The organism is Clostridium disporicum (genome assembly GCF_001405015.1).
Classification (GTDB): domain Bacteria; phylum Bacillota; class Clostridia; order Clostridiales; family Clostridiaceae; genus Clostridium; species Clostridium disporicum_B.
Genome location: NZ_CYZX01000002.1, coordinates 55,630 through 77,999, shown reverse-complemented (window position 1 = coordinate 77,999; position 22,370 = coordinate 55,630). Strand labels below are relative to the sequence as shown.

The 22,370-nt window shown below is 30.0% G+C and carries 21 protein-coding genes; all 21 read right to left on the bottom strand.

Annotation, left to right across the window (positions count from 1 at the left end; all coding sequences use genetic code 11):
• Positions 1-3: 3 nt before the first annotated feature.
• The 21 genes from pknB to phoU all read right to left on the bottom strand — a co-directional run bounded on the left by pknB (position 4) and on the right by phoU (position 22,367).
• Positions 4-2,028, bottom strand: a complete 2,025-nt coding sequence (gene pknB, locus ARA56_RS01545) for a Stk1 family PASTA domain-containing Ser/Thr kinase (RefSeq protein ID WP_055263251.1) — start codon at positions 2,026-2,028, stop codon at positions 4-6.
• 2 nt (positions 2,029-2,030) lie between these two features.
• Positions 2,031-2,741 carry a Stp1/IreP family PP2C-type Ser/Thr phosphatase gene (locus ARA56_RS01540; RefSeq protein ID WP_055263249.1) on the bottom strand — a complete coding sequence of 237 codons (711 nt, stop codon included), beginning with the start codon at positions 2,739-2,741 and terminating at the stop codon, positions 2,031-2,033.
• A 17-nt stretch (positions 2,742-2,758) separates the two neighbouring features.
• A complete protein-coding gene (rlmN, locus tag ARA56_RS01535) occupies positions 2,759-3,790 on the bottom strand; it encodes a dual-specificity RNA methyltransferase RlmN (RefSeq protein ID WP_055263247.1) in 1,032 nt (343 codons plus the stop codon).
• 11 nt (positions 3,791-3,801) lie between these two features.
• Positions 3,802-5,118 (bottom strand): 16S rRNA (cytosine(967)-C(5))-methyltransferase RsmB, encoded by a 1,317-nt coding sequence (rsmB, locus tag ARA56_RS01530; protein WP_055263245.1) that lies wholly within the window; start codon positions 5,116-5,118, stop codon positions 3,802-3,804.
• 10 nt (positions 5,119-5,128) lie between these two features.
• Positions 5,129-5,821 (bottom strand): zinc metallopeptidase, encoded by a 693-nt coding sequence (locus tag ARA56_RS01525; protein WP_055263243.1) that lies wholly within the window; start codon positions 5,819-5,821, stop codon positions 5,129-5,131.
• Between the two features lie 18 nt (positions 5,822-5,839).
• Complete coding sequence (gene fmt / locus ARA56_RS01520) at positions 5,840-6,766, bottom strand: methionyl-tRNA formyltransferase (protein ID WP_055263241.1); 927 nt, start codon at positions 6,764-6,766, stop codon at positions 5,840-5,842.
• Between the two features lie 12 nt (positions 6,767-6,778).
• Positions 6,779-7,222 (bottom strand): peptide deformylase, encoded by a 444-nt coding sequence (def, locus tag ARA56_RS01515; protein WP_055263239.1) that lies wholly within the window; start codon positions 7,220-7,222, stop codon positions 6,779-6,781.
• A gap of 11 nt (positions 7,223-7,233) precedes the next feature.
• A complete protein-coding gene (gene priA / locus ARA56_RS01510; RefSeq protein WP_055263237.1) occupies positions 7,234-9,441 on the bottom strand; it encodes a primosomal protein N' in 2,208 nt (735 codons plus the stop codon).
• A gap of 78 nt (positions 9,442-9,519) precedes the next feature.
• Entirely contained in the window at positions 9,520-10,713 is a 1,194-nt protein-coding gene (gene coaBC / locus ARA56_RS01505; protein WP_055263235.1) for a bifunctional phosphopantothenoylcysteine decarboxylase/phosphopantothenate--cysteine ligase CoaBC, read from the bottom strand.
• 2 nt (positions 10,714-10,715) lie between these two features.
• Positions 10,716-10,934 (bottom strand): DNA-directed RNA polymerase subunit omega, encoded by a 219-nt coding sequence (gene rpoZ / locus ARA56_RS01500; RefSeq protein WP_055263233.1) that lies wholly within the window; start codon positions 10,932-10,934, stop codon positions 10,716-10,718.
• Complete coding sequence (gmk, locus tag ARA56_RS01495) at positions 10,915-11,550, bottom strand: guanylate kinase (protein WP_084758926.1); 636 nt, start codon at positions 11,548-11,550, stop codon at positions 10,915-10,917. Before gmk ends, rpoZ begins: the two co-directional genes overlap by 20 nt.
• Complete coding sequence (remA, locus tag ARA56_RS01490; RefSeq protein WP_032118106.1) at positions 11,550-11,819, bottom strand: extracellular matrix/biofilm regulator RemA; 270 nt, start codon at positions 11,817-11,819, stop codon at positions 11,550-11,552. The genes gmk and remA overlap by 1 nt, the downstream gene beginning before the upstream one ends.
• Before the next feature lie 13 nt (positions 11,820-11,832).
• Positions 11,833-12,714 carry a YicC/YloC family endoribonuclease gene (locus tag ARA56_RS01485; RefSeq protein ID WP_055263229.1) on the bottom strand — a complete coding sequence of 294 codons (882 nt, stop codon included), beginning with the start codon at positions 12,712-12,714 and terminating at the stop codon, positions 11,833-11,835.
• A 170-nt stretch (positions 12,715-12,884) separates the two neighbouring features.
• Entirely contained in the window at positions 12,885-14,270 is a 1,386-nt protein-coding gene (locus ARA56_RS01480; RefSeq protein WP_055263227.1) for an NCS2 family permease, read from the bottom strand.
• Between the two features lie 282 nt (positions 14,271-14,552).
• Positions 14,553-15,524 carry an asparaginase gene (locus ARA56_RS01475; protein ID WP_055263225.1) on the bottom strand — a complete coding sequence of 324 codons (972 nt, stop codon included), beginning with the start codon at positions 15,522-15,524 and terminating at the stop codon, positions 14,553-14,555.
• A 179-nt stretch (positions 15,525-15,703) separates the two neighbouring features.
• Positions 15,704-16,105 (bottom strand): PBECR3 domain-containing polyvalent protein, encoded by a 402-nt coding sequence (locus ARA56_RS01470; RefSeq protein WP_055263223.1) that lies wholly within the window; start codon positions 16,103-16,105, stop codon positions 15,704-15,706.
• A 153-nt stretch (positions 16,106-16,258) separates the two neighbouring features.
• Positions 16,259-17,737 carry a stage IV sporulation protein A gene (gene spoIVA / locus ARA56_RS01465; protein WP_055263221.1) on the bottom strand — a complete coding sequence of 493 codons (1,479 nt, stop codon included), beginning with the start codon at positions 17,735-17,737 and terminating at the stop codon, positions 16,259-16,261.
• A 187-nt stretch (positions 17,738-17,924) separates the two neighbouring features.
• Positions 17,925-18,917 carry an NAD(P)H-dependent glycerol-3-phosphate dehydrogenase gene (locus ARA56_RS01460; RefSeq protein WP_055263219.1) on the bottom strand — a complete coding sequence of 331 codons (993 nt, stop codon included), beginning with the start codon at positions 18,915-18,917 and terminating at the stop codon, positions 17,925-17,927.
• 5 nt (positions 18,918-18,922) lie between these two features.
• Positions 18,923-20,239 carry a ribosome biogenesis GTPase Der gene (gene der, locus ARA56_RS01455; RefSeq protein ID WP_055263217.1) on the bottom strand — a complete coding sequence of 439 codons (1,317 nt, stop codon included), beginning with the start codon at positions 20,237-20,239 and terminating at the stop codon, positions 18,923-18,925.
• Complete coding sequence (locus ARA56_RS01450) at positions 20,239-21,573, bottom strand: DUF512 domain-containing protein (protein WP_055263215.1); 1,335 nt, start codon at positions 21,571-21,573, stop codon at positions 20,239-20,241. Before ARA56_RS01450 ends, der begins: the two co-directional genes overlap by 1 nt.
• A 137-nt stretch (positions 21,574-21,710) precedes the next feature.
• Entirely contained in the window at positions 21,711-22,367 is a 657-nt protein-coding gene (phoU, locus tag ARA56_RS01445; protein ID WP_055263213.1) for a phosphate signaling complex protein PhoU, read from the bottom strand.
• Positions 22,368-22,370 lie beyond the last annotated feature (3 nt).

The following is a 22,370-nucleotide window of genomic DNA, read 5'->3' as shown; positions in this document are numbered from 1 at the left end:
ATTTTAATTTGATCCTTCGTTATTTGGCGATTGATTTTCTGAAGGTTGATTTTCTGAAGATTGACTTTCTGGAGATGTATCCGTAGGTAATGATTCTATCTTTTCTACTTGTATTTTAACAAGTTCACCATCTTTTATGCTTGGTGTAAATCCTACCACCTTATATTGGTTAGTTTCTGCTGCTGGAGGCATTCCTCCATCTACGCTATACTTAATATTATTAGAATCTAATACAACAATTGCATCTGATAGTAGCATTCCTTCTGATATAAATTGATTTATATCTGTTGTAGGTTCAACGTATTTTCCTACATAAAGATCAATAGATGTTCCCTCTTTAACTTCAATATCTTTAACAGGTTGATCTATTACTTTTCCATCTTCATTTTGTCTATCTGTTTCTTGTTCAATAATATTAACTATAAACTTTTGATTTTCTAAATCTGATTTTGCATCATTAACATTATATCCAATATAGTTTTTAACTTTAACTAATTTAACCTCAGGGCCCTTACTTATAGTTACATAAATAGTATCACCTTTAGGTATTTCAGTTCCAGCCTTAGGATCTTGACTGACATAATATCCTTTTTCAACATCATCATTAAATTCATAATTTAATTCATATTTAAACCCTTTAGAATCTAAATATTGCTTTATTACATTTTCTTCATAATCTCTTAAATTTGGTACAACAACTTTTTCTAATCCACCTGAAACAACAACTTTAATAATTGATCCTTTATCTATCATTGCATCAGCTAACGGATTACTACTTAAAATTTCACCATCTGGTTTATCACTATTTTCTGTTTTCTCTACCTCAAGTTTTAAACCTAATGCTTCAATTTCTTTTTTTGCTTCATCGAAATTCTTACCTACTATATTAGGAACTTTAATTTGTTCAACTTTATTTCCACTAAGAAATATAGTTGTAAAGATTCCTACTAGTAATAAAAGAACTACTATTATTCCACCAACTATTAATCCTTTACCTTTTTTCTTATTTTTCTTCTTAAAATAATCATCATCAAAATCTTCTTCATCTTCTTCATCTTTTTCATAATCTTCATTATCTATTCGATTTTGGTGTTGGCTTACTTTATCAACTTTTTTAGGTTTTGAATTAACATCAGCCTTAATAGGACTCATCACAATAGTTCTTCCACCATCATTTTCAGAAGGTGGTTGTATTCCTACCATAGGATTTTCTTTTATTCTTTGTAAGTCACTAATCATTTCTTTTGCAGTTTGATATCTTAAAATAGGATCCTTGCTAATAGCTTTAAGAATAAAATTATTTAAACTTTCTGGTATTGCATCATTTAACTTTTTAGGCTCGATTGGATCTTGCTGTATATGCTTTAAAGCAATAGTAACTGGTGATTCTCCATCAAAAGGAAGCTTAGCTGTTACCATTTCATATAATACTATCCCTAAAGAATATAAATCTGTTCTATAATCTATAAATGTACCTTTAGCTTGTTCTGGAGATAAATAGTGAGCTGATCCCATAATTGTTGTTGTATTTGTAATAGTAGAAGATGTTGCACTTTTTGCAATTCCGAAATCTGTTACTTTAACATCACCATGCTCAGTTATTAGTATATTTTGTGGTTTTACATCTCTATGAATAATTCCATTTCTGTGAGCACAGTCTAAAGCTTTAGCTACTTGAATTGCAATTGTACTTGCTGTAGACCAACTAATCTTTCCATTTGATAATATTATCTCTTTTAATGTTTTTCCTTCAACTAATTCCATTACAAAATAGTCTATATTATCTTCATCTTCATGTCCTACATCTAATACATTAACTATATTCATATCAGATAAATTAGCTATAGCTGTAGCTTCTTTTTTAAACTTCTCAGATATATCTTTATTATCAGCAAATTCTTTTTTCAGAATTTTTACTGCTACTAGTCTATTAAGCTTTTTATCTCTAGCCTTGTAAACTACAGCCATACCACCTTCACCTATTACTTCTAATAACTCATATCTATCCCCTAATATCATCCCGATCATTTCTACACCTCTCCTCCAAACAGCAAGACAGTAATATTATCTCTTCCCCCTTGTTCTTTTGCTAAAGAAACCAGCTCATTAGTAGCCTGATCTAAATCTTTACTATTAGTAATAATATTAAAAATTTCTTCTTTAGATACTTCATTAATTAATCCATCTGAACAAAGTAAAAAGACTTTAAACTTATTCTTTTCAATTTTAAATATATCTACTACTACATCTTTCGAAGTACCTAATGCTCTTGTTATTATGTTCTTCTTAGGATGATTTCTACCTTCCTCTTCTGTCAAAGATCCTGAATCTATAAGTTCTTGTACCAACGAGTGATCTTTCGTTAATTTAATTATTCCTTTTTCATTCAAACCAAAACAGCAACTATCTCCAACATTTGCAATCTCAATTATATTATCTCTTACAAGACAAGCGGTTAATGTTGTTCCCATGCCACCATAACTCTTTTCTTTTATTGAAAGATCATATATTTTTCTATTGGCATATAAAATAGCTTCTTCTAAAGAGTGTTCTAATAAGTCCTGCTTATTTATATATTCAATTACTGATTCCACAGCCATTTTACTTGCTACTTCTCCAGCATTATGGCCTCCCATTCCATCAGCTACAACATAAATCTTATAGTTATTTCCTTCATAAAAATCAGCATAGTCTTCATTTAAATTTCTAACTATACCTTTATCACTCTTCATACTAACCATACAATAACCCCTTCCTTTTACTTAGCAGACTCTATGTAACTCTTTCTTAACTGTCCACAAGCAGCATTTATGTCTGCACCCATTTCCCTTCTTACAGTAACTTCAATACCATTATTCTTTAATATCTCTTCAAATTCCTCTATAACCTTTTTAGATGGTCTTTTTAGCGTATTTTCTTTTATCTCATTTACAGGAATTAAATTAACATGACATAACATACCTTTTAAAATTCTTCCTAGCGATCTAGCATCTTCTTTACTATCATTTACTCCTGAAACTAATGAGTATTCAAAAGTAATTCTTCTTCCTGTTTTTTCTATGTAATATCTACAGGAATCTAAAATTTCAGATATAGTATACTTATTTGCTATAGGCATTATTTCTTTTCTCTTCTCATCGCTAAATGCATGTAATGAAATCGCTAATGTTATGCTCATCTCTTTATCTGCTAATTCAATTATTTTAGGTACTATACCACATGTAGATAAAGTAATATGTCTTTGGCCAATATTTAATCCATAATCAGCATTTACTAGTTTAAGGAACTTCATAACATTATCAAAATTATCTAGAGGTTCCCCACTTCCCATAAGTACTATATTTGAAATTCTATCACCACATACTTTTTTACCTATAATAACTTGTGCTAAAATCTCTCCACAAGTTAAATCCCTAACACGCCCACCTAAGGTAGAAGCACAGAACTTACATCCCATTCTGCACCCTACTTGTGTTGAAATACATATTGAATTTCCATGTTTATATTGCATTATTACTGATTCTATTATGTTTCCATCTCTAAATCTTAAAAGCATTTTTTTAGTTCCATCTAAAGAAGACTCATATACTTCTTCAATTTTAGGTATTCCTATATAAAAGTTATCTTTTAGTTTATGCTTTAAAGAATTAGGAATATTCTTCATATCATCATAATCCCATACTTCATTGTATATCCATGAAAAAACTTGCTTTGCTCTAAAAGCACTTTCCCCATTTTCCTTCATCCAATTTTGTAATTCTTCTAATGTGAAATCTAATAAATTTTCCATAGGTTCACCTACTACTTTTTCTTAAGCTTTGCTACAAAGAATCCATCCATATATTGATTTGGTAATATTGTTAAAGAACCATTATCATTATATATAAAGTTTTCCATATTACCTAAGAATATTTTCTCTATTTCTGCATCTTTATATTTATTTAAGAACCAATTTATATTATCTTCATTTTCTTCTTTATTAAGAGTACATGTAGAATATACTAAAGTTCCTCCACTCTTTAAATAATGCCATGCATTATCCATTATTTCTCTTTGAACTGGAACTAATTCTTTAAGTGAATTTCTTGTTTTATTCCACTTTATTTCTGGTTTCTTTCTTATTATACCAATACCTGAACATGGTACGTCTATTAAAACAGAGTCAGCAGATGCTATTAATTTACTATTTAACTTTGTTGCATCCATAACATCTACAGTTACATTGTTTAATCCTAATCTCTCAACATTTTCAGTAATTAGTGATAACTTATTTTCATGTAAATCAAAAGCTAAAACTTTTCCTGTATTATTTAATAACTCTGCTATATGAGTTGTTTTTCCTCCAGGAGCAGCACATAAGTCTAAAACTGTATCCCCTTCTTTTACATCTAATAATGGCGCTACAATCATCGCACTTTCGTCTTGAACAGTTATATATCCTTCTACAAATAAAGGATTATTCTCAACTGACTTTCCTCCTGAAATTATTATAGCTTCAGGACAAGCATATCCTTCTTCTATGTTATATTCCATTTCTTCAAGTTTGTCATAAACTTCATCATAATCAGCCTTATTATTATTTACTCTTACAGTAACCTTTGGAGTTTGATTTAATCCAGCAAGTATCTTTTTACCGTAATTTTCACCATATTGCTTATATATCATTCTTATGAACCAATCTTCATATGAATAGATATACGCTAATTCATTAACTTTTCCACTTTTAACCTCTATATCATCTGGATTTTTAGTGTAACTTCTTAATATTCCATTAACTAATTTAGCATCTTTTTCAGATATCTTTTTAGCTAGTTCAACGGCTTCATTACATGCAGCGAACTCTGGAACCTTATCTAAGAAATGCATTTGATATATTGCAATTCTTAATATATTTAATACTTCTCTATCCATTTCATTTATATCTCTTATAAAATTTGAAATTATAGTATCTAAAGTATTTTTTCTTCTTAATGTTCCATAAACAAGTTCTGTTACTAAAGCCTTATCTTTATCACATAAATTAGACTGATTTAGTTCTTTAGAAAGAACTAAATTTGAATAAGCTCCTTCATTTAATACTCTATTTACTACATTTAATGCTATTTCTCTACTATTCATACTTTACCTCTTAATCGTTATTTCTATTGCTTAATGCAATTAATCTTAATAATTGTGTTATTGACATTAATGCTGCTGCTACATAAGTCATAGCTGCTGCACCTAATACCTTTTTTGCCCCATCTACTTCATTTCCTAGTAAAATTCCTCTTCCTTCTAACACCTTTAACGCTCTACTAGATGCATTAAACTCAACCGGCAATGTAACTAGTTGATAAATTACTGATGCAGAAAAGAATATAATTCCTATAGTTGTAAGTCCAGGAATGCTTAAAAATATCCCTAAAACAAATAAAATCATAGACATTTGACTTGCAAAATTAACGCCTGTAGCTATTGATGTACGTAAAACAAGTGGTTTATAGTGCTCTTTATGTTGTATTGCATGCCCAATTTCATGAGCTGCTATTCCTGCTGCAGATATAGATGTTCCGTAAAACACATCTCTCGATAATCTTACAATTCTACGAGTTGGATCATAATGATCCGATAACTCCCCACCTGTTTCTACAACTGGTACATCATAAAGTCCGGCTTCATCTAACATCATTCTAGCCACTTGCTCACCAGTATATCCATTCATAGTTCTTATAGCTTTATATTTTCTATAAGTACTACTTACCTTACTTTGAGCCCATAAAGCAATTAATATCGCTGGTATTAGCATTAACATTGTTCTATCTGGATAAAATCCAAAAGGCATATTTCCCTCTCCCTTTCTTTATACTAATTTAGTTCCTACTTCAATCTCTTTACCATTAATATATTGTTCAATTGTTAATGGCTTACCATTTGGAAATTGAATCTTCTTTATTAATATTATTCCATCTGAAGTGTTTACCTTCATACCACTTTTGTTAACACTAATAATAGTTCCTGGTTCTTTAGAACTATTTTCATTTATAACAATACTTTCATAGATTTTCATACTTTCACCTTTATATGTAGTATGAGCTATAGGCCATGGATTAAGTCCTCTTATTAAATTGTGAATATCTTTAGCCGATTTTTCCCAATCTATTTTTCCTGTATCTTTATTTAACATTTTAGCATAACAAGTTTCGCCTTCTTGCTTTATTGGAGTTATTTCTCCTTTTGACATTCCTTCAATAGTTTTTATTAAAAGATCAGCTCCACTTATCATAAGCTTATCATGCAATTCACCTGCTGTCATATTTTCAGTTATTTCTACTTCATCCTTTAATAGCATATCTCCAGTATCTAAGCCAACATCCATAAGCATAGTTGTATTTCCAGATACTTTTTCTCCATTTATCACTACCCAATTAAGAGGTGCTGCTCCTCTATACATAGGTAATAATGATGCATGTAGGTTTATACATCCTATACTAGGTATATCTAAAACCTCTTTAGTTAATATTTGCCCAAAAGCAACTACTATTATAAAGTCTGGTTTTAAATCTTTTAAATATTCTATAGCTTCTCTATCTTCCTTTAGCTTTTCTGGTTGAAAAACTTTTATATTATGCTTTACAGCAACCTCTTTTACTGGTGAGTAAGCCATCTTTTTACCTCTTCCTTTTGGTCTATCAGGTTGAGTAAATACAGCTTCAACTCCATATTTAGAAATAATTTTTTCTAATGAAGGTACAGCAAAATCTGGAGTTCCCATAAATACAATCTTCATTCTAATCTCTCCTTATTTTCTGTAGTCTACGTATAAAACACCATTTAAATGGTCATTTTCATGAAGCACAGCTCTTGCAAGTAGTCCTTCTGCTTCTAAAATAAATTGCTCTCCTTTTTCATTGAAAGCTCTTACCTTAACATAATTTGGACGCTCTACTTCACAAGATTCACCTGGAACACTTAAGCACCCTTCATCATCAATTTGAGATCCACTAGTTTCTAATATTTCTGGATTAATAAATACCATTAGCCCTTCTTCATCTCTTATATCAATTACAAATAATCTTTTTAAAATTCCTACTTGAGGAGCTGCTAACCCAACACCATCAGCAGCATACATAGTCTCAGCCATGTCTTTTATTAAAACTAAATCTCTTGGTGTTATTTCTGTAATCTCTTTACATTTCTTTCTTAAAACATCATCACCAATTTTTCTTATATTTCTAATTGCCATAATTATTCCTCCTAAATTAGACTGTTTGGATTAATATCTATACTTATTCTTATTTCATTATAATTGCTCTTATTATTATCATAAAGTAATTCTTGAATTTTTTTTGCAAATTTTAAATCAAATTCCCCTTTTAGAACTATTTGCCACCTAAAATTTTCCTTGATTTTCTGAATCATACATGGAATAGGACCTAATATATCAATTTCATCATAATCTTTTACCACCATAGATATCTTAGTTGCTATATCATTCATAAAATCTTTTAGTATTTTTTCATCTTTTGAACTTCCATTTATTAATAATATTTTCCCAAAAGGAGGATAATTCATTAATGCCCTCACTGTAAATTCTTTTTCATAGAATCCTTCATAATCATAATTTTTAGCATATTGTAAGCTATAATGTTCTGGAGTATATGTCTGTATAATAACCTTTCCTTCTTTAACCCCTCTACCTGCTCTTCCTGCAACTTGAGTTATTAATTGAAAGGTTCTTTCTGCTGATCTATAATCCGGTATATTGATAGACATATCAGCCGCTAAAATGCCAACTAAAGTTACATTCGGGAAATCTAATCCTTTTGAAATCATTTGGGTTCCAATTAAAATATCTCCCTCTCCTCTTTTAAAGGCATTATATAATCTCTCATGAGAATCCTTTGCTCTTGTAGTATCTACATCCATTCTTATAACTCTTGCATCTTTAAAGTACTTTTTTATTTCGTCTTCAACCCTTTGCGTTCCTGCTCCAAAAAATTTCACATATTTACTTTCACATTTTGGGCATTTACTAGGCTCTCTTTTAGTTTTACCACAATAATGACATACTAGAAAACCATTTTTATGATATGTCATAGAAATTTCACATTCATCACATTTAAAAACATATCCACAACTTCTACATGATACAAACGTTGAAAAACCTCTTCTATTTAAAAACAAAACTATTTGTTCTTTTTTCGCCAGCACTTCTTCGATGCTCTTAAATAGCTTCCTACTAAATAATGATCTATTACCTACCTTCAACTCTTCTCTCATATCAACAAGTTCCATTGTAGGCATAGGTTTACCATCGACTCTTTTAGTAATCTCAACTAAATCAATTTCACCTGAAATAGCTCTATAATAACTTTCAATAGTAGGTGTTGCTGAGCCTAAAACTAATTTAGCTCCCCTTTTATTTACAATATATTCAGCAACTTCTTTTGCTTGATATTTAGGATTTTGCTCTGACTTATATGTATTTTCATGTTCTTCATCTATTATAATAAGCCCTAAGTTTTTAGCAGGTAAAAACAGTGCGCTTCTTGCTCCTACAATTACTCTTGCTTTTCCTTCTTTAACTCTATGCCACTCATCAAATCTCTCTCCATCTGAAAGCTTACTATGAAACAACGCTACATCTTTGCCAAATCTTCCTTTAAATCTTTCTATCATCTGCGGTGTTAAAGCTATTTCCGGTACTAAGATTATAGCTGATCTATCATTTCTCAATTCCCATTGAACTAATCTCATATATATTTCTGTTTTTCCTGATCCCGTTACCCCTTTTAACAAAAAGATATTTTTATCAGAATTCAATATTTTTTCTATAGCATTATGTTGCTCATAAGTTAATTTTTTATCTTCATCTTTTATATATTCTCTTTCATTATACCTAAATACAACTTCTTCTACGGATTTTAAAATTCCTTTTTTTATCAAGTTGTTAAGTTTATATTGAGATATAGAAAAGTTCTTTATTAGTTCACTTTTAGAATATTTACCTGAATACTCTTTTAAAATATTTATAATTTCTTTATATCCATCTGGATTTTTTATATCATCTAAATCATCTTTAACTAATACTATAACATTTTTAACTTTGTTTTTAGCACCTTTCATAATCCCTATAGGTATTAAAAGCCTAAAAGCATCTATATATTTACAAAGATATTTTTCCTTCAAAAAATAAATTAATTCAATGTCATCTGGGGTAATGATTGGTTCCTCTGTTTCAATAGATAGTAATTCTTTCACCTTGTATTCAAATTCTACTTCATCCTCTTTTTTTATACTTATTATAAACCCTTCTACTGGTTTATTTCTAAAGCCAAAAGGAACTTTTACAATCTGCCCTACACTAACCTTATCGTTAAGACTTTCAGGAATTTTATAAGTAAAAGGTCTATCAATTTCTACAGCTTCGCTATTTAATATTATTTCACCATAAAGAATCAAAAAATCACCCTCATATTACTAATATAATCCATATAATATTTATTTTTAATGACCCTTTCAATATAAAGAAAAGCGCAATTAGCGCTTTCCTAGAATCATATCAAATATATTTGTAGCTACCTGCTTTTTACTCATCTTATCAAGATTTATAACACTACCATCCTTAGACAGTATAGTCACTTTATTATCTTCACTTGCAAAACCAGTATCACTTGCAGTAATATCATTAGCTACAATAAAATCTAAATTCTTGTTTTTAAGCTTCTTTTCTGCATTATTTAAAACATTATTACTTTCTGCTGCAAAACCAACAAGAATTTGCTCTTTTTTTCTTTCTCCTAAAATTTTTAGGATATCACTATCTCTAGTAAGTGTTAACTGTAAGTCACCCTCACCTTTTTTTATCTTTTCATTACTATATTCTTTAGGTTTATAATCAGCTACTGCTGCTGACTTAATTACTATATCAGCAAAATCATAATACCTTAAAACTGCATCTTTCATTTCACTATTAGTTTTTACACTTATAAAATTAATATCTGCTATTCTAGGTATATTTGTCGGGCCAGATACTAATGTTACTTCAGCCCCTCGCTCTTTTGCCTCTTGTGCAATAGCATATCCCATCTTTCCTGTAGATTTATTTGTAATATATCTCACTGGATCAATAGGCGCTATAGTAGGTCCTGCAGTAACTAATACTTTTTTACCTAAAAGATCTTGTTCTTTTTCTTCAAGTTCTAACAATACTCTATCAACTATATCAGATACATTAGCTAATTTACCTTTTCCAAGATCTCCACAAGCTAATCTTCCACTAGCTGGTTCTATAAATTTATATCCGTAATTTTTCAATTTATTAATATTGTCTTGAACTATTTTATTTTCATACATTTTTGTATTCATAGCTGGCGCAAAAATAACTTTTGCTTCTGTTGCCATTATCGTTGTAGAAAGCATATCATCTGCTATACCATTAGCAACTTTACCAATAATATTTGCAGTGGCTGGTGCAATCAACATTATATCTGCCCACTGAGCTAAAGATATATGTTGAATCTCCCATGCCTTAGGTTCTGCAAACATATCGGTTATAACCATATTTTGGCTTAACGATTGAAACGCTAAAGGTGTAACGAATTCTTGTGCAGACTCAGTCATTATAACTTTAATTTCAACATCTTGTTTTCTCAAAGCACTTATTATGTCTAAAGCTTTATATACTGCAATTCCTCCAGTAACACCTATTACCACTCTCTTTTTGTCTCTCATGACTATTTTGTACCTTCTTCTACCTTATGGTAGCTAACTGAACCTTCATTAATTTCATTAATAGCTAATGTTAAAGGTTTTTTTGATTTATTTGTTGTTAATGGATTGCTTCCATCTATAATTTGTCTTGCTCTTCTAGAAGAAACGATAACTAACGAATATCTATCTTCTACCTTTTTTAATAAGTCTACTATTGATGGATTAATCATAGAGTTGTTCATGAATTAAGCCCTCCTTAGAATCTAATATTGTATCTTTTATTCTATCCACTCTACATTTTTCAGCTGTAATAATTCCTTCTATTTTAGAAACTGCTACATCAACTATATCATTTACTACTGCATAATTATATTTTGATATATAATTTATTTCTTGATATGCAGATTTAAATCTTCTCATTAAAGATTCAGGTGTTTCACTGCCTCTTTTAATTATTCTTTGTTTTAATTCTTCCATTGATGGAGGAAGTATAAATATAAATACACCTTCTTTAAAGTTCTCTTTAACTTTAAGTGCACCTTGAATATCTATTTCTAGAATTACATTTTTGCCACTATTAAGCATTTCTTCAACTTTTGACTTTGGTGTCCCATAATAATTTCCATATACTTCAGCATATTCTAGGAAATCTTTTTGTTCTACTCTTTTAATAAAATCTTCTTTTGTTATAAAGTGATAATTAACACCATCTACTTCACCAGCTCTAGGCTGTCTCGTAGTAGCTGAAACAGATATAAATAAATCATCATGTTTTTCTAATAACGCTTTACATATTGTACCTTTTCCAGCTCCTGATGGTCCTGATACCACTATTAATAATCCCTTATTATTAGTCATTATTCATCAACCTCATCTACAGTTTCATCTTTAGTTGATAATCTATGTGCAACAGTTTCTGGTTGAACTGCTGATAAAATTACATGATCACTATCAGTTATACAAACAGCTCTTGTTCTTCTTCCATAAGTTGCATCGATTAACATACCTCTGTCTCTAGCTTCTTGGATTATTCTTTTAATCGGTGCTGATTCTGGACTTACTATTGCTACAAGTCTATTTGCTGAAACAATATTTCCAAAACCAATGTTGATTAACTTAATTCCCATTGCTCTCCTCCTATTATTCTATATTTTGAACTTGTTCCCTTATCTTTTCGATAAGATTTTTTATATCAATGACTATATTAGTCATATGAATATCACTTGATTTAGATCCTATAGTATTAGTCTCTCTATTCATTTCTTGAATTATAAAATCTAATTTTCTTCCTATAGGTTCATTTAAGCTTAAAGTTTTTCTAATTTGGCTAATGTGACTTCCTAATCTTGTTATTTCTTCATCTACAGTTGCTTTATCTGCAAATATACATACTTCTGTGGCTAACCTATTTTGATCAATATCCGCACCACTTAAAAGTTCTGATAATCTTTCTTCTAATTTAACTTTATAAGCTTTTGGAACTGTATCAGCTACCTTTTCGATTTCTCTAACTAAATCTTCTATTACACTTACTTTATCTAATATATCTTCTTTTAATTTTTCCCCTTCAACAATTCTCATATTTATCATCATTTCAATTGAAGTTGAAATTAAAGGTTTTAATTCTTCGAATATCTCCTCTACCTTCTCTTCTTCTTGAACTACTGTTATAACTTCTGGGAATCTTGCAAGTTGCATTACTGATACATCATTTTTAAGTCCAAAATTTGTTTCTATTTCTCTTAAACAATTTAAGTAGTCTTCAGCAAGCTTTAAATCAACCTTTGGTGTTCCTTCATTTTGAGAATAATTTTTTAAGTTAATAAAAACATCAACTTTTCCTCTTGATAAAGAGGATGAAATCATCTTTCTCACTTCTTCTTCTAATGAAATTAAAGCTTTAGGCATTCTGATATTTATATCTAAATATCTATTATTGACACTTTTCATCTCAACAGTAAAAATACGTTTTTGTCCTTCTTCACTACTACTTCTACCGAAGCTAGTCATACTTTTTACCATAATTCATCCCTAACTTTCAATATTTATCTTATATACTTTTTTGACAATATAAACAGTTTATATTCTCAACTTACTAATGTCAACTTTTTGTTAACAAATTGTTCATAATTAAATTAAAAAAGTCTACCTCCTAAGAAGTAGACTTTCAAACGTCTATACTCTATTTAATTTTATAAGAATGCAATCTTTAAAATAAATACTACTAATAGTAAATACATAACCCAAGAAATCTTTGTCTTTTTCTCCTTGCTTTTAGCAAAGAAGATGTTATATATTAGGTTAATTACTACGTATGAAATTATTCCTAAAGTTAATCCATCACCTATACTATATGTTAATGGCATTGCAGCTATAGTTAAGAATGCTGGCACTCCTTCAGTAATATTTTCAAACTCTATTTCTTTAACAGCTTCAAGCATTAAGTATCCAACATAAATAAGCGCTGGTGCTGTAGCACATGACGGTATAGCTACAATTATTGGTGAGAAGAACATTGCAATAAGGAATAATATACCTACTGTTATTGATGTATATCCTGTTTTACCACCTTCCGCAACACCTGTTGCACTTTCAACATAAGTCGTAACTGTTGAAACTCCTAAGCAAGCTCCAGCAGTTGTTCCTATAGCATCAACCAAAAGCGCTCTTCCCGCATTAGGAACATTACCATCTTTATCTAACATTTTAGCCTTTGAACAAACTCCAACTAAAGTACCAACTGTATCAAAGAAATCTACGAATAAGAATGTACAAACTACAGTTATAAACATCTTTAAATTATCTGGATGGAACGCATGAGCTAAATCAATTTTTCCAGCTATTTCTCCTATACCTTCAAACTTAAACACTCCACTAGGCAGATAAATTCCTAAAGCTGCAGCTGCTTCTGTGTTTATTAAAGCATATCCCCATCCAATTAATGAAGAAATCAATATTCCCCAAAGAATAGATCCTCTAACACCTTTCTTATTTAAAACAGTTATTATAACTAATCCTATAAGCGTAATTATAACCGCTGGAGTAAATTCACCTAAAGCAACCATCGTAGCCTCATCTGAAACTACAAGCCCTGAATTAACTAATCCAATAAACGCTATAAATAATCCAATACCACCTGTAACAGCTAATTTCATATTTTTAGGAATAGCATTTACTACTGCTTCACGAACTTTAAATATTGATAATAATATAAATATGATACCTTCAATAAATACAGCTGTCAAAGCCACTTCCCATGAAATTCCCATTCCTAAGACAACAGAATAAGCAAAGTAAGCATTTAATCCCATACCTGAAGCTAATGCAAATGGTAAGTTAGCAAATAACCCCATCATTATGCAAGCAAGTGCAGCCGCTAAACAAGTTGCTGTAACTAATGCTCCAGCAGGCATACCAGTAGCTGATAGTATATTAGGATTAACTGCGATAATATATGCCATTGTCAAGAAAGTAGTTAACCCTGCAAGCATTTCTTTCTTAATATCAACATTCTTATTTGTTAATATCGGTAAAAGTTTTTCTTTTGTTGATAGTTTTTTCGTTGATAATTCCCCCATTTTCAACACTCCTTATAAATAATATGTAAATAAATTAAAGCTATGATAAGTTAATTAAGACGACTCACCATAGCTTAAAAATTCAAATCTATGCGTATAAATCAACAATAAAACATTTCTTTTCCAAAGAAACATTCGTGTTTGTTTATCCCAATCGAATCACCTTACGAATATTATTGTATCACTTTTAACTCTTTTGGTCAACTGTTCCGAATATTTTTTATATGTTTTAAATCAATTTTCGCACATATTATTTATTATGTAGTTTTTCCCTAACATTCTTTATTCAAACTGCTTTCTTATTTGTTCTAAATCTAACTCTGAATTTATTGATAAAAGAAGTTTTATTCTTGCTTTTTGACCTGGTAGTGTATCTCCGAATATTATCCCCAAATCTAGCAACATCTTTCCTCCCCCTTCGTACCCATAAGATTCATGAACTCTTCCTTCAAAGCATCGTGACACTATTACCACTGGAATATTATTCTCAATAGCTCTCTTTATTCCAGGAACCATTCTAGGTGGAACATTTCCTCTTCCTAAAGCTTCTATTACAATTCCACCATAACCTTTTTCAATAATAAAATCTATAAATGTAGAATCCATGTCTACTGCACATTTAATCAGCGCTACTTCTTTATCAATTTTGTTAACTTTGTATTTTGAAGTATTTATAGTATTTCTATAAAAGATAACCTTATTATTATCTACAATTCCAATTGGCCCAAAATTAGGAGTTCTAAATGCATTTAAAGCCATAGAATTTGCTTTTGTAACTTCTGCTGCTGAATTTAATTCTCCATTAAAGCAGACTAAAACTCCTCTTCCAATAGAATCATCAGATATAGCAGTACAAATTGATGTTGCTAAATTAAAAGGGCCATCGTATCCCAATTCTGAACTACTTCTCATAGCTCCAGTTATTACTATCGGTTTAGATGTATCTATTGTTAAATCTAAAAAATATGCTGTTTCTTCTAAAGTATCAGTTCCATGTGTAATAACTATCCCATCTATATCACTTCTATTTACTAATTCTGTTACGAAATTACTTAGTTCTAATATTGTCTCAAAAGTCATGTGAGGTGATGGCATACTAGAGAAAGTATATGATTCTATTTCTGCATAATTCTCTATTCCAGTCACCATAGACATTATTTCTTCCCCTGTTAAACTTGGAACAGCTGCCTTAATCCTTTCATCTACTTTCATAGATATTGTCCCACCATTAAAAATAACTGCTATCTTCTTCATTTTATCACTCCATCTCAATATAATTTATCCTATAACCTAAACAAACAAAAAGTGGCAAAGCCACTTTTTTATATAAGCAATAATTTAATTCAAAACTTAATTTAATAGCTCAAGATTATCAACAAATATTTCTTGAGTTTATTATACAACCCCACTCCATTTCTTTCAATAAATATATTTTAGCCACAATTCACTTTAATTAGTTCACCATAATCTAATCTATTTTTTATTTTATTATCATTTATAGGGTACATAGTAGATACATAAATATACTGGTTCATTTCGTCCACCTCCACTCCTAACAACAAATAATTATACATTTTCTTTACAAACTGAATAGAAGTAGTTCCCTCCTCACTTTTGTAAAGTCCGATATAATCCGGTTCTTCCAGTATAACTTTCATAAACTCAAATATATTTTTCTTTATATTCTTGTCTAATTGTTTACCATGTCTTTTAATAATATGCTTTAGCACTCCAGGGCAGGCATATATCGCTCCAGTAAACTCTATACCTAACTCATCTGCAACACTCCGCCTCAAATAACCCACTCTTTTATAGGTACAAAATCTGCTATTCATATTATCCCTCTTTACTATAATATATTAAGCACATATTACTTGCTTAATATATTATATTCTACATTCCCTATATATTTCACACTTAATATATATAATTATAAAGTTAACTAAAATTTAAAAGCACCTATCTAAAAAGATAGGTGCCAAATATTGTTATAAAATTATACAGATCAATCCGCCATTACCTTCATTAATTATTTTTTGAAGTGTTTTTTGGATCTTAACTTGAACATCTTCTGGCATCTTATAAAGTTTATTTTGTAAGCCTTCTTTAACTAATACTTCTAATGACTTTCCAAACATATTACTTTGCCATAAAGATTCTGGATCACTATCAAATTTTTCCATTAAAGCTTTAACTAATTCTTCACTTTCTTTTTCTGATCCCATTATTGGACTTATTTCAGTCTTTATATCAGCCTTTATAAAATGTAGTGATGGTGCACTAGCTTTAAGTTTAACTCCATATTTACTTCCTTGAGTTATCATTTCAGGTTTTTCAAATTTCATTTCTGATAATTGTGGTGCAACTAATCCGTAACCTGTTTCTCTAACATCATAAAGAGCATCTTTGATTTTATCATACTCTTTTTTTGCTACATTAAGCTCTTTAATTAAAGATATTAAATCACTCTCACAGCTAACCTCAACTCCACAATCTTCACTTAACACCTTATAAAAAATACTTTCACTTGGCTTTAATAATATTTTTGCAGTACCCTCTCCAAGTTTAATCTCACTTAATTCTGAAGCATTGGCATTTTCATCTTCTTTAAATGAGTTAAATGAAGGTTTTATGTCTTTTATCTTTTCTACATCGTCACACATTCCCTTTACTATTTTAAAGAATTCTTTCTTTAACCAATGTTCTGGATCAAGCTTTTCTACCCATGTAGGCATATCTATGTTTATTTCTTTTACTGGGAACTCTTTAAGTACATGTACAAATAAATTTTCAATATCTTTTTCAGTCATATTATAAACATCCATCACTTGAACTGTAACATCATATTTAGCTTCCATTTGTTTCTTCAATGATTCAGTCTCTGGTGAATTTATGTTCTTTGTATTAAGTACAACTACGAAAGGTTTTTTTATTGATTTCAATTCATCTATTACCCTTTCTTCTGCTTCTAAGTACTCAGATCTCTCTAAACCAGTTATACTACCATCAGTAGTTACAACTAAACCTATAGTAGAATGATCTGTAATAACCTTTCTTGTTCCAATTTCTGCTGCATCTTCAAAAGGTATCTCATAATCATACCATGGTGTATTTACCATCTTAGGTTCATCTTCTTCTAAATACCCTAATGCTCCCTTTACAATATAACCTACACAATCAACTAATCTTACCTTAAAACTAATATCGTCATCCACAGTAATTTCTACAGCCTCATTTGGTACAAATTTTGGTTCTGTAGTATGAATAGTTTTTCCTGATCCACTTTGTGGCAATTCATCTTTTGCTCTCTCTTTCTTAAAAGAATTTTCAATTTTGGGTATAACCATTAGGTCCATAAACTTTTTAATAAAAGTAGATTTACCTGTTCTAACAGGTCCAACTACTCCTACATATATGTCCCCTTGAGTTCTTTCTGCTATATCTCTGTATATGTTGAAACCCTCCACTAATTTTCCCTCCTATATATTTTTAACAATATATATATATTCTCACGCTAGAAAAAGTATACTGGTTTTTCTGCTTATAATTATTTCAAATCAAAAAATTTAATTCTTTCTTTTGCAACACTTTGTTTATGTATAGTATATATAAATACAAAAAATGCACGTATATTTATATACGTGCATCAAACTATTAATAAACTTCAGACTTTTTGTCTCTTTTTAAAAGTTCATCTACTACATCTTTAGCTTTTCTATTTTCAAATAAAACTCTATATAATCCATCTGTAATCGGCATCTCAACATCTAGCTGTTCTTTTAATTTATAGAATGCATTACACGCAGTAATACCTTCTACTACCATACCTACTTCTTTTACAGCATCATCTTTGCTCATACCTTTTCCTATTAAAATACCAGCTTTTCTATTTCTAGAGTGCATACTAGTACAAGTAACTATAAGATCACCCATTCCAGTAAGGCCTAAAAATGTTTCAATATTTCCACCTAACTTTGTACCAATTCTAACTATTTCAGCCATTCCTCTAGTCATTAAAGCAGCTTTTGTATTATCACCATATCCTAATCCATCACAAACTCCGGCAGCTAATGCGATAATATTCTTTACAGCTCCACCAATTTCTACCCCAACTAAATCACTATTAGTATAAACTCTAAATTCTTTAGTCATAAATAAATCTTGAACTTCTTCTGCCACTTTCATATTTTTAGAAGATGTTACAACAGTAGTTGGTATATTGAAAGCAACTTCTTCTGCATGACTTGGACCAGATAAAACAACTACAGGATTATCTATTTCATCATTAATAACTTCTACTAAAGTTTTATTAGTACCTTCTTCTATTCCTTTTGCTATGCATATAACCGGTATATCAGAAGATATTTTTCCTTTTAAAGTTTTAGCTCCTATTCGTATAATCTGAGATGGTAATGCTAAAACAACATATTCTGCTCCTTCTAAAGCTTTATCTACATCATTATAAGCTGTGACATTCTTAGGCACTTCTAATCCTTTTATATACCTATCATTTTTTCTATTTATATTAATATCGTTAACCACAGATATATCTCTATCATATATAGATACATCATTTCCTTTGTTACCTAATAATATAGCTAGTGATGTACCAAAACTCCCACCACCTACAAAAGTCACTTTACTCATATAGATTATTCCTTTCTTTCTCTATACTCTATTTGAATTCCTGTACCACTAAAATCGAAACTATCTCTTAATTGATTTTCTAAATATCTTTCATAAGAGAAATGTCTCGCATTTGTATCATTAACAAAGAATACAAACTTTGGTGGTTTTGTAGCAACTTGTGTTGCATAATAAATCTTAAGTCTTTTTAATGCTACTACTGGTGGCTCTTTCATTAATATTGCTTTACTAATTACATCATTTAATACACCAGTCCCAACTCTCTTACTGTAATTATCATAACATTCTTTAGCTACTTCTAAAACTTTATGCGCTCTTTGCCCTGTTAATGCAGATATAAATAGATACTTAGCATAACTTATAAATTTTAAATTTGATTGTAAGTCTTTCTTATATACATCCATAGTCTTACCATCTTTTTCAATAAGATCCCACTTATTTACAACTACCATTATAGCTTTGTTTAACTCATGAGCAAATCCTATTATCTTTTCATCTTGGTCTGTAACACCTTCTGTAGCATCTATCATAAGTATACATACATCAGCTCTTTCAATTGCTGTAAGAGTTCTTATAACTGAATATCTTTCAATCTCTTCTTTTACCTTACTTTTTCTTCTAAGACCAGCAGTATCTATTAAAGTAAACTTTCCAAAATCAGTTTCTATTTTACTATCTATTGCATCTCTTGTAGTTCCAGCTATCTCAGAAACTATTAGTCTATCCTCACCTAATAATCTATTTATTAATGAAGACTTACCTACATTAGGCTTACCTATCATAGCTATTTTTATATCTTCTTCTTCTTCATCTGCTTCACCTATTGAATCAAAGTGACTTACAACCATATCAAGCATATCTCCAAGTCCTTTTCCTTGACCTGCAGATATAGCTACTGGATCACCTATCCCTAAGTTATAAAATTCCCAAGCATTTTCTTCATCTTTTAAGTTATCTATCTTGTTAACAACTAATACAACTGGTTTCTTAGACTTTCTAAGCATAGTTGCAACTTCATTATCAGCCGCTGTTAATCCTTCTTTACCATCAACAACAAACATTATAACATCAGCTGTTTCTATAGCAATATTCGCTTGTCTTCTCATTTGTTTTACAATAATATCTTGATTTTCTGGCTCAATCCCACCTGTATCTATCATTGTAAATACATGATTTAACCACTCTGCTTCTGCATAAACTCTATCTCTAGTTACTCCTGGAGTATCTTGTACAATAGAGATTCTTTTCCCTGCTAATTTATTAAATAATGTTGATTTTCCTACATTTGGTCTTCCAACTATAGCTACTATTGGTTTTCCCATTATTTTTCCTCCTGACATACATCGTTTATAATATCTATTAAGTCTTCTCCTGTGTGGTCAGCAACAAGAACCTTAACTCCTAATTCTTTTTCTATATCCTCTACTCTCACATCATCTAGCATTATATAATCAGCAGGCGCTAACTCATATCCTTTTCTGAACATATTACTAGACATAATTAAATATTCACTTTTAATTCTACCCTTTAATTGACTTATTATATCTTTACCAGTTAAAAGACCTGTAACTGTTATAGATTCACCATAAAAATGATTTATTATTTCAAATACATCAATTTTTATATTTTCATTAGCTTTCATTATCTTCTTAGCACCATTCATAACTTCATTAAATGCAAGTTTTCCAGTAGCTATAGTAAATGTACCGCTAATATCTTTTCTTAGATTTTGCACTCCATAATTAATTGCTTCTCTAAAGCATCTAATCATTCCAACTCCATCTTCAATTTGTTCATACCCTTTATAAAATTCCTCTTCAGGTACATCTATTCCTGATACAATATAAAATTCATCAGACATTCTTATAAAAGGATCTCCAATTTCATTCATAAATTTTTCTTGGAATTTCATAACCATTTCTAATTCTTCTCTGGCTAATTCTTTATCAAATGTTTTTACCTTCACTAGTCCATCTCTAAACTTAGTAACGCCTATTGGTACTACTGCAACATTAGCTACTGATGGATACAGGCTATATAAATCATTTATAGTTTTCTTTAGCTCTTCCTTATTATTTACTTCTGGAATAAGAACTATTTGGCAATGCATTTCAATACCAGCATCTGCTAACTTTTTCATTCTATCATATACTTGCCCTGCAAATCTATTACCAAGCATCTTAACTCTTAACTCTGGATTTGTAGTATGTACAGAAATATTTATAGGACTAATCCTATATCTAATAATTCTATCGATGTCTTCATCTTTCATATTTGTTAGTGTTACAAAATTTCCTTGAAGAAAAGATAGTCTTGAATCATCATCTTTAAAGTATAAGGTTTCTCTCATTCCTTTAGGATTCTGATCTATAAAGCAAAACATGCACTTATTACTACACCTTTTTGCTTTATCCATTATTCCGCCGCCAAATTCTAATCCAAGTTCTTCGCCGTAATCCTTCTCGATTTCGTATTCCCAAACTTCTCCATTAGACTTCTCCATTTCTAAAACTAACTCTTCATCTGCTGTTAAAAATCTATAATCAATAATGTCTGTTATTTTTTCTCCATTTACTGATAATAAAATATCATTAACTTCGATGCCAACCTCTTCAGCAATACTATAAGGTATTACATTTGTTACTACATTCCTCATAACGTCACTCCTATAATAACCTATCATCTCTATGATATATTAACCTAATAATTATCTTCAGTCAACAAAAGAGATTATTCTAAGCCACATTTTCACAATAAAATAAAGAATATGAGAAGTTCTCATATTCTTTATTATTACTCATTTAAATCTACATAATCACCTTTTTTAGAAAAAATTATCCACTCGCAAATATTTGTTACGTGATCCCCAACTCTTTCTAGGTATTTTGATGCAAATAAAATTTGTGCTCCTCTATTTATCATAGTTTCATCTTTAGCCATCTTCTTTAACATTTCATTGAATAGCCCACGATACAATATATCAACTTTATCATCCATTTTACATATCTCATAAGCTTCTTCAACATTTCCATCCACAAATGCTTCAATTGATTTTCCAATCATTTTAATTAGAATATCAACCATCTCCCATATTGAATCACACTCTTCACCTATTGGTTCTAACTCAACCCTTTTAGTTATTTTACATATGTCTACTGCATAATCTCCCATTCTTTCTAAATCTGTAACAATTTTAGATGTCGTAAAAATTTTTCTTAAATCTGTAGCAACAGGGGATTCCATAGCCATAAACTTCAAACATTGCTCTTCAATTTTTTTATTTAGTTCATCTACCTTATCATCATTTTTCATTACATTTTCTACAAGATCCATATCTCTATTTTTAAAAGCTTCAATACTATCATATAATTGTTTTTCTACCAAACTTCCCATTTCTGCCAATTCAGAAATTAGTACTTTCATTCTATTATCTAGAACAGTTCTTGTCATAAT